Annotated in this window: 9 protein-coding genes and 1 pseudogene; 8 read left to right on the forward strand and 2 right to left on the reverse strand. The window is 61.9% G+C overall.

Annotated features, from left to right (window positions below; translation table 11 throughout):
- Positions 1-173: 173 nt before the first annotated feature.
- Positions 174-1,478 (reverse strand): ATP-binding protein, encoded by a 1,305-nt coding sequence (locus HX873_RS30285; RefSeq protein ID WP_003212508.1) that lies wholly within the window; start codon positions 1,476-1,478, stop codon positions 174-176.
- On the reverse strand, positions 1,475-2,215 hold the full coding sequence (locus HX873_RS30290) for a response regulator (protein ID WP_003212510.1): 741 nt from the start codon (positions 2,213-2,215) through the stop codon (positions 1,475-1,477). The genes HX873_RS30285 and HX873_RS30290 overlap by 4 nt, the downstream gene beginning before the upstream one ends.
- A gap of 215 nt (positions 2,216-2,430) precedes the next feature.
- Between HX873_RS30290 and HX873_RS30295 the strand changes: the two genes are divergently transcribed.
- The 8 genes and pseudogenes from HX873_RS30295 to HX873_RS30330 all read left to right on the forward strand — a co-directional run.
- Complete coding sequence (locus HX873_RS30295; protein WP_087695229.1) at positions 2,431-2,673, forward strand: DUF2790 domain-containing protein; 243 nt, start codon at positions 2,431-2,433, stop codon at positions 2,671-2,673.
- A gap of 11 nt (positions 2,674-2,684) precedes the next feature.
- Entirely contained in the window at positions 2,685-2,864 is a 180-nt protein-coding gene (locus HX873_RS30300) for a hypothetical protein (protein ID WP_087695230.1), read from the forward strand.
- A gap of 77 nt (positions 2,865-2,941) precedes the next feature.
- Positions 2,942-3,460: pseudogene (locus tag HX873_RS30305) on the forward strand (thioredoxin family protein); the annotation flags it as partial.
- A gap of 86 nt (positions 3,461-3,546) precedes the next feature.
- Positions 3,547-4,584 (forward strand): isopenicillin N synthase family oxygenase, encoded by a 1,038-nt coding sequence (locus tag HX873_RS30310; RefSeq protein WP_177123661.1) that lies wholly within the window; start codon positions 3,547-3,549, stop codon positions 4,582-4,584.
- Between the two features lie 14 nt (positions 4,585-4,598).
- On the forward strand, positions 4,599-5,393 hold the full coding sequence (locus HX873_RS30315) for a MetQ/NlpA family ABC transporter substrate-binding protein (RefSeq protein ID WP_003212522.1): 795 nt from the start codon (positions 4,599-4,601) through the stop codon (positions 5,391-5,393).
- A complete protein-coding gene (locus HX873_RS30320; protein ID WP_003212524.1) occupies positions 5,390-6,136 on the forward strand; it encodes a methionine ABC transporter ATP-binding protein in 747 nt (248 codons plus the stop codon). Before HX873_RS30315 ends, HX873_RS30320 begins: the two co-directional genes overlap by 4 nt.
- Positions 6,133-6,798 carry a methionine ABC transporter permease gene (locus HX873_RS30325; RefSeq protein WP_177123663.1) on the forward strand — a complete coding sequence of 222 codons (666 nt, stop codon included), beginning with the start codon at positions 6,133-6,135 and terminating at the stop codon, positions 6,796-6,798. Before HX873_RS30320 ends, HX873_RS30325 begins: the two co-directional genes overlap by 4 nt.
- 99 nt (positions 6,799-6,897) lie before the next feature.
- Positions 6,898-7,964, forward strand: a 1,067-nt coding sequence (locus HX873_RS30330; RefSeq protein ID WP_177123665.1) for a sigma-54-dependent Fis family transcriptional regulator, incomplete at its 3' end; no start/stop codon positions are given.

The raw sequence follows: 7,964 nt of genomic DNA on the forward strand, positions 1-7,964 counted from the left end.
CATGACGGCAGCCCAAGATCCGAAGCAGGAGTGAGAGCACTCCGAGCCTAGGCGAGGAGCCGAGGGGTGGGGCAAGGGCGTTTTTCTTACTGTTGCGCTTTTAAAAAGTGAGCCGCTGTAAGAGCGGAACCGATACAAGCCATCACCCAAATAATGGATATACACACCGCCCGTCACAGCTCCAGCCGAACCTGCGCACACAACCCCCCGCCGTCCCGGTTGCTCAGGGTCAACTCCCCGCCAATCGCCACCGCCAGTTGCTGGGCAATCGCCAACCCCAGCCCTGTACCACCAGTGCCACGATTACGCGAACTCTCCACCCGGTAAAACGGCTGCATCACCTGCACCAGTTCATCCTCGGCAATCCCCGGCCCCCGGTCCAGCACCTTGATCGAAAGCTCACCCGCCGCCGTCGACCCCACCTCCAACTGCGCCTCCCCGGCAAATTTCAGCGCGTTGTCCACCAGGTTCACCAGCACCCGGCGCAATGCATGGGGCCGCGTATCCAAAACCACCGCGCTTTTACCGGTCAAACTCACTTGCTTGTTCATGTCCTGGTAATCAAACACCAGGCTGTCGAGAAACGCATCCAGGTCGATCCGGCAACTGGCCTCGGTCGACCCATGCACACTGCGGGCATACGCCACACCCTCGCGCACCAGATGCTCCATTTCCCCCAGGTCACTCCAGAGCTTTTCCCGGTCCACCGAGTCCTCCATGAACTCGGCACGCAATTTCATGCGGGTGATCGGCGTCTGCAAGTCATGGGAGATCGCCGCCAGAATCTGCATGCGCTCCTTGAGGTACTCGGCAATCCGCTTCTGCATTTCGTTGAACGCCGCCGCCGCATGCGCCACCTCGGTGGGGCCGGTTTCGTCCAGCGGCGTCGGGCGGGCATTCGGGTCGAGGGTTTCCACTGCCCGTGCCAGGCGTGTCAGCGGGCGGATGGCGATGCGCACGGCGATCCAGGTGCACACCAGCAACACCACCAGTTGCAGCACCAGTACCACCGGCAGCCAGAACGCAAACGGGATCGGCTTGGGATAGACATCAATCGTGACCGGGCTGCCATCGGCCAGGGTCAGGTGCGCCTGGAAGTGTTTTTGCAGGCCCGGGATGTCGCGAAACGTCAGTGGGTAATGCTCTCCCAACGCATCGGAAATCGACGTCGCGGCCATGGGCACGTTGTCGCTGGCCATCGGCTCGCCGGGTTCGCCGGCATTCAGCAGGTAGCGGTAGGCGTTGCGGTCGAGCCGCGGCAGCCAGCTGGCACGCTCGGCGGCGGGCAGGCGGTCGAGGATCGCGATCGACGTCGATACGTCGTTTTCCAGGTTGCCCAGCATTACGCTGCGGGCACTCATGTAGCGCTCATAGAACTGCGCACTGAACGACAGTGCGTTGGCGCACAGCAGGCTGACGATGAAAATTACCGTCAGTTGCGCCGCGAGGGTGCGCGGCCAGCGGAACGTGAGGGTCATGCCGGGTCCCCAAGGATTTCCACGGCCAGGGAGAACACATAGCCTTCGCTGCGCACGGTCTTGATGTAGGCCGGTTCGCGGGCGTCGTCCAAAAGGCGCTGGCGCAGGCGGCTGACCAGCAGGTCGATGGAGCGGTCGAACAGGTCCGCGTCCCGGCCCTGTGTCAGGTTCAGCAACTGGTCACGGTTGAGCACCCGTTGCGGATGGTCGAGGAAGACGCGCAGCAAACGGTATTCGGCACCGCTCAAGGCCACCAGGGTGTTGTCTTCGTCCAGCAGATGGCGGGCGGTGGTGTCCAGGCGCCAGCGGCCAAAGCGGATCAGCCGGCCGCTTTCGGTCACCACCAGGTTTGGCGGCAGCATCCGTGTGCGCCGCAGCACGGCGTTGATGCGGGCCAGCAGTTCACGGGCGGCGAAGGGCTTGACCAGGTAATCGTCGGCGCCCATTTCCAGGCCGATGATGCGGTCGGTTTCATCGTTGCGCGCGGTGAGCATCAGGATCGGCGTGGCCTTGTGCTTGCCCACCCGCAGTTCGCGGCACAGCTGCAAGCCGTCGTCGCCGGGCATCATGATGTCCAGCACGATCAGGTCCACGGGCGTGGTGTCGAGGAAGCTGCGCATCTGCCGGCCGTCAGCCACCACGGTGGTGCGCAGGCCGTTCTTTTTCAGGTAGTTGCCCACCAGTTCGCGGATCTCCCGATCGTCATCGACAATCAGAATGTGATCGACGTGATCCATGCTGCCTTCCTCGTTGATTAGTCATTGATGCGCAGTCTAGCCACTGGCGGCGGGCTTGCCTTGTGCCCTTTGTATTGCAGTGTATCTGGCGGTGACGAGATACACATCGACGCAAAAATCCGGGCCTGGCCGACACAATCCGGATACCTCGCAAGGTTCAAATGAGCCCATCGAGGTAATCCGCCTCGGCCCACTTGAACCCCGGAGAACCACCCATGACCATCAAAGCTGCCTATGCCAGTTGCCTGTTTGCCTTACTCACTGGCCTGAGTGTTGCCGCCCATGCCGAAACCACCGCCAGCCAGCCGGATATCCACCAGGTGCTGTCGATCTCCGAAGAGTCCGGTGGCGCGCTGTGCGGCATCGTCAACTCGCACCTGACCTACCTCGATTCCGAGGGCCAGCGCCACGTCCTCGACTACCGCAAATTTTCCAGCAATTGCCTTGAAGGCAGCTGAGGAGACCGGCCATGACCCCACTCAACAGCTTTCTCAGCGCCCTGGCGTTTTCCCTGGCGGGTGTGGCGGCGGATGTGAATGCCGCCACCGCGAAAAAACTCACTGGCAGTGAAACCTGCTTCCAGAACACGCCGCTGGCGCAAAACGGCGCGGCTCGCAAACGCGCTGAAACACCCCCGGCCACGAGGTGACACCCATGAACTTCATCCGATACCTGCGCCGCTCAAAAGGCCTGCTGCTGTTGGCACTGGTGGTTGCCTTGGTCGGCGTGCCCAAGGCGGTGAACTACCTGATCAACAACGTCGATGCCGAAAGTTTCAGCCAGTCCGATGAGCGCATGCCGTCCCTCGACGGCGCGGTGGCCTGGCTCAACTCGCCGCCGCTGACGGCCGAGGGCCTGAAGGGCAAGGTGGTGCTGGTGGATTTCTGGACCTACGACTGCGTCAACTGCCAGCGCAGCCTGCCGTACGTCAATCAGTGGGCGAAGAAGTACGCCAGGGACGGGTTGGTGGTGATCGGTGTGCACACGCCGGAAAACGCCTATGAGAAAGTCCTGGATAACGTACGCAGCCAGGTCAAGAAGCTGGACATCCATTACCCGGTGGCCATCGACAACGACTACCGCATCTGGCGCGCCTTCGATAACCAGTACTGGCCGGCCCATTACTTCTTCGATGCCACCGGCAAAGTGCGCTACAGCCATTTCGGCGAGGGCCGCTACGACAATCAGGAGAAAGTCATCCAGGCCCTGCTGGAAGAAGCCAGGGCGGCGAACGCGCCAACCTAAGCTAATGCCAAAAAGGTATTTATTGCGGGGTTTTTAGATCGTTTAGCTTCACCACTCCACGTACCTGTTCATGGAGTGAGCACCCAATGTCGCACCCGCTGGCAATCAACACCTTGCCCCTGCTGGACCTGGCGCTGCTCGACGGCAGCCCGGCCCAGCGTGGGCAGTTTCTCGATGACCTGCGCCACGCTGCGCGGCATATCGGTTTTTTCTACCTCACCGGCCACGGCATCGACGCCGGGTTGCTCACCCAGGTGCAGCAGCAGGCGCGCCAGTTTTTCGCCTTGCCGGAGGCCGACAAGCTTGCTGTCGGCATGATCAACTCCCCGCACTTTCGCGGCTACAACCGCGCCGCGTCGGAGATCACCCGGGGGCAGCCGGACCTGCGTGAACAGTTCGACCTCGGCGCCGAGCGTGAGCCGCTGCAACAGGGCCCGGACTCACCGGCCTGGTCGCGCCTCCAAGGCCCCAACCAGTGGCCTGCCGCATTGCCCGAACTCAAGCCCTTGTTACTGGCCTGGCAGCAGGCGATGACGCAGATGTCCCTGCGCCTGTTGCGCGCCTTTGCCCAGGCCTTGTCGCTGCCGGAAAACGCTTTCGACCCGCTGTATGGCGACAAGCCCAACGAACACATCAAGCTGATCCGCTACCCCGGCCGCCACGCCCTGCAGAGTCGTCAGGGTGTCGGTGCCCACAAGGATTCCGGCTTTCTCAGCTTCCTCCTGCAAGACCAGCAGGCCGGCCTGCAAGTGGAAGTGGAGGAGGGCCGCTGGATCGACGCCTTGCCGCGCCCCGACACCCTGGTGGTGAACATCGGCGAGTTGCTGGAACTGGCCACCAACGGCTACCTGCGTGCCACGGTGCACCGGGTCGAATCGCCGCCCCTGGGCAGCGAGCGTTTGTCCCTGGCGTTTTTCCTCGGTGCGCAACTGGACGCGGTGGTGCCGGTGTATCAGTTGCCGCCCGAGTTGCTGCGCGATGCCCACGGCCCCACCAGTGACCCGCGTAACCCGCTGCTGCGGGACGTCGGCTGGAACTACCTCAAGGGCCGCCTGCGTTCCCATCCGGATGTCGCCCAACGGTTTTACGCCGATGCCACGATTCCCCAAGCCCTGTCCGCCTGATAAGGAACATCACCATGCTCAAGAAAACAGCCCTGGCCCTGGCCGTCCTGATTGCCTCCTTCGACGCCCAGGCCGCCGAGGCCCTGCGTGTGGCGGCGGACCCGATTCCCCACGCGCAAATCCTCGAATACGTGCAGAAGCTCGACCCGCAGCTGCAGCTGAAAATCATCGAAATCCCCAACGGCGTGAACTCCAATGAACTGCTGGCCCACGGTGATGTGGACGCCAACTACTTCCAGCACTTGCCGTACCTGCACTCCCAGGAACAGGCTCTCGGCCAGAAATTCACAGTGGCGGCCACCGTACATATCGAGCCGCTGGGTATCTATTCCCATCGCCACACCAGCTTTGCCCAGGTGCCGGATAAAGGCACCGTGGCCGTGCCCAACAACGTCACCAACCTGAGCCGTGCGCTGTACCTGCTGCAAGCCAACGGCCTGATCACGCTCAAGCCCGGTTTCAACGACCCGGCCAAGGACCAGGCAACGCCCAAGGACATTGCCGAGAACCCCAGGCACCTGAAGATCCTCGAGATCGAATCACCACAGATTCCTCGTGCCCTGGATGATGTCGACCTCGCCGTGATCAACGGCAACTACGCCCTCGAGGCCGGCCTGTCACCGGCCAAGGATGCCCTTGGGCTGGAAAAAGCCCAGGGCAATCCCTACGCGAATATCCTCGTGACCACCCCGAAATTGCAGGACGACCCACGGATCAAACAGCTGGCCAAGGACCTGAATTCGCCGGAGGTGGCCAAGTTCATCACCGAGAAATATGCAGGCTCGGTGATTCCGGTAGCTGTCGAATGATCGTCGTCGAGCAGGTCAGCAAAACCTACGCCGATGGCCAGCCGCCGGCGCTGGATAACGTGTCATTGCAGATTGCCGACGGTTCGATCTTCGGGATCGTGGGGCGGAGCGGGGCGGGCAAGAGTACTTTGCTGCGCTGCCTGAACCTGCTGGAGCGCCCGACTTCCGGGCGCATCCTCATGGACGGCCAGGACCTGACGCTGCTCAGTGACAAGCAACTGCGCCAGCAACGCCAGCGTATCGGCATGATCTTCCAGGGTTTCAACCTGCTGCATTCACGCAACGTCGCCGACAATGTGGCGGTGCCCCTGGAAATCGCCGGCCAGCCCAAGGCCGAGCGCGTTGCCCGGGTCAAGGAATTGTTGGAACTGGTCGGCCTGAGTGACAAGGCGCTGGCGTTTCCGTCGCAACTGTCCGGCGGCCAGAAGCAGCGCGTCGGCATCGCCCGGGCACTGGCGGCGCGCCCGGATTATTTGCTGTCGGACGAAGCCACCAGCGCCCTCGACCCGGAAACCACCGCGTCGATCCTGGAACTGCTGCGCAGTATCAATCGGCAACTGGGGGTGACCATCGTGTTGATCACCCACGAGCTGGATGTGGTCAAGGCTATCTGCGACAGCGCGGTGTCCCTGGCCAATGGGCGCGTGGTGGAAAGCGGCAGCCTGATTCAATTGCAGGCCGATCCCGCCTCAAGCCTGGGCCGCTCACTGGCCCCCAGCCTGCCAGCGGTGAGGGCAGTATGAAAACGGACTGGAACGACATCCTGCAACTGCTGCTCACGGCCACTGGCGAAACCCTGTACATGGTGCTGCTGGCGGCGGTCTTTACCTTGCTGATCGGCCTGCCCCTGGGGGTGCTGCTGTTTGTCAGTCGCCGCGGCGGGCTGTTCCCGCTGCCACGGGTGAACCGTGTGCTGGGTGCGGTGATCAACCTGGGCCGCTCATTGCCCTTTGTGGTGATGCTGATTGCCTTGATTCCACTGACCCGGTTGATCGTTGGCACCACATTGGGCAGCACCGCCGCCGTGGTGCCGATCACCATTGGCGCCTTTCCGTTCTTTGCGCGGATTGTCGAGAACGCGCTGGACGAAGTGGACAAGGGGCGCATCGAAGCCATCGTTGCCATGGGTGGAGATATTCGGCATGTGATCTTCAAGGTGCTGCTGCCGGAGGCGCTCCCTGCGTTGCTTGCGGGGTTGACCCTGACCCTGGTGATGCTGATCGGCTTTTCGTCCATGGCCGGGGTGATTGGCGGTGGCGGCCTGGGGGACCTGGCGATTCGTTATGGGTACCAGCGTTTCAATAACCAGATCATGGTGGTGACGGTGATTGTGTTGGTGGTGCTGGTCCAGGGCGTGCAAAGCCTGGGGGATCATTGCGTGAGGTCGCTGGCGCATCGTCGATAAACGGTTATGTACTAATGAATTTTTAATATTTCTAGTTATATGCGCGACTGAGTAAAGTTCCCTTACGTACCTTCACCTCGTCGCCGGGAAATACTCTTCATGAACCGTCCCCACGGGCATCCCACGCCGATCCTGACTTTGCCCCAGGGCGAAAAAGACCCGTTGTCGATTCGCGCCAAGGCACTGGTTTTTGCCGACCCGCGTTCCCTGCAACTGCTCGAATATTTGCAACGTGTTGGCCCCAGTGAAGCGCCGGTGTTGATCAATGGCGAGACCGGCACCGGCAAGGAGCTGGTGGCGCGCTATATCCACAGCGCCAGCGGCCGCACCGGTGCGTTTGTGCCGGTGAACTGTGGGGCCATCAGCGAGAACCTTGCGGAAAGCGAATTTTTTGGGCATGAGGCCGGCTCGTTTTCCGGGGCCTCGGGGCGGCGGATCGGCTGGTTTGAAGAAGCCGATGGCGGCACCCTGTTCCTCGATGAGATCGGTGACTTGCCGCTGCCGTTGCAGGTGAAGCTGCTGCGGGTATTGCAGGAGCAGGAAGTGGTGCGAGTGGGGTCGCGCAAGCCGATCAAGATCAATATCCGGCTGGTGACGGCCACCAACATCGACCTGGAGCAGGCGGTGGAGGCGGGCAACTTTCGCCTTGACCTGTTCTATCGCATCAACGTTGCGCAGGTGCAGGTGTTGCCGTTGCGTGAGCGGCCGCTGGATATCCTGCCGTTGGTTGAGCATTTTCGGCGGCTCTACAGTGCCAGGCTGAAAATCGCCGAGCCGATGTTGTCGGAGTCGGCGACCCAGGCGTTGCTGGATTATCCGTGGCCGGGGAATATTCGTGAGCTGGAGAATGTGGTGCACCTGGCGCTTTTGGTGGCTGGGGACAGGCCGATCATGCCGTCGCACTTGAAGTTTTCTGCGGGGCTGAGTGCGATGCATGCCAGCGTTAACAGCGGGGCGCCGAGGATTCCGCAGGAGGTGGTGCGGGAGCAGTTGCTGCGGTTGTTCGAGGTGCCCGGGGATTCGTTGTTGCACGATATCGAGGATTTGATCGTGCGGGAGGCGTTTGCGTTTTGTGGGTTTAATCAGTTGCGTACGGCGGAGTTGTTGGGGGTGACGCGCAATGCCATGCGGACGCTTTTGGTGAATCATGGGATGCTCAAGGGGCG

The sequence above is a fragment of the Pseudomonas sp. P7758 genome (assembly GCF_013386485.1).
Lineage (GTDB): Bacteria > Pseudomonadota > Gammaproteobacteria > Pseudomonadales > Pseudomonadaceae > Aquipseudomonas.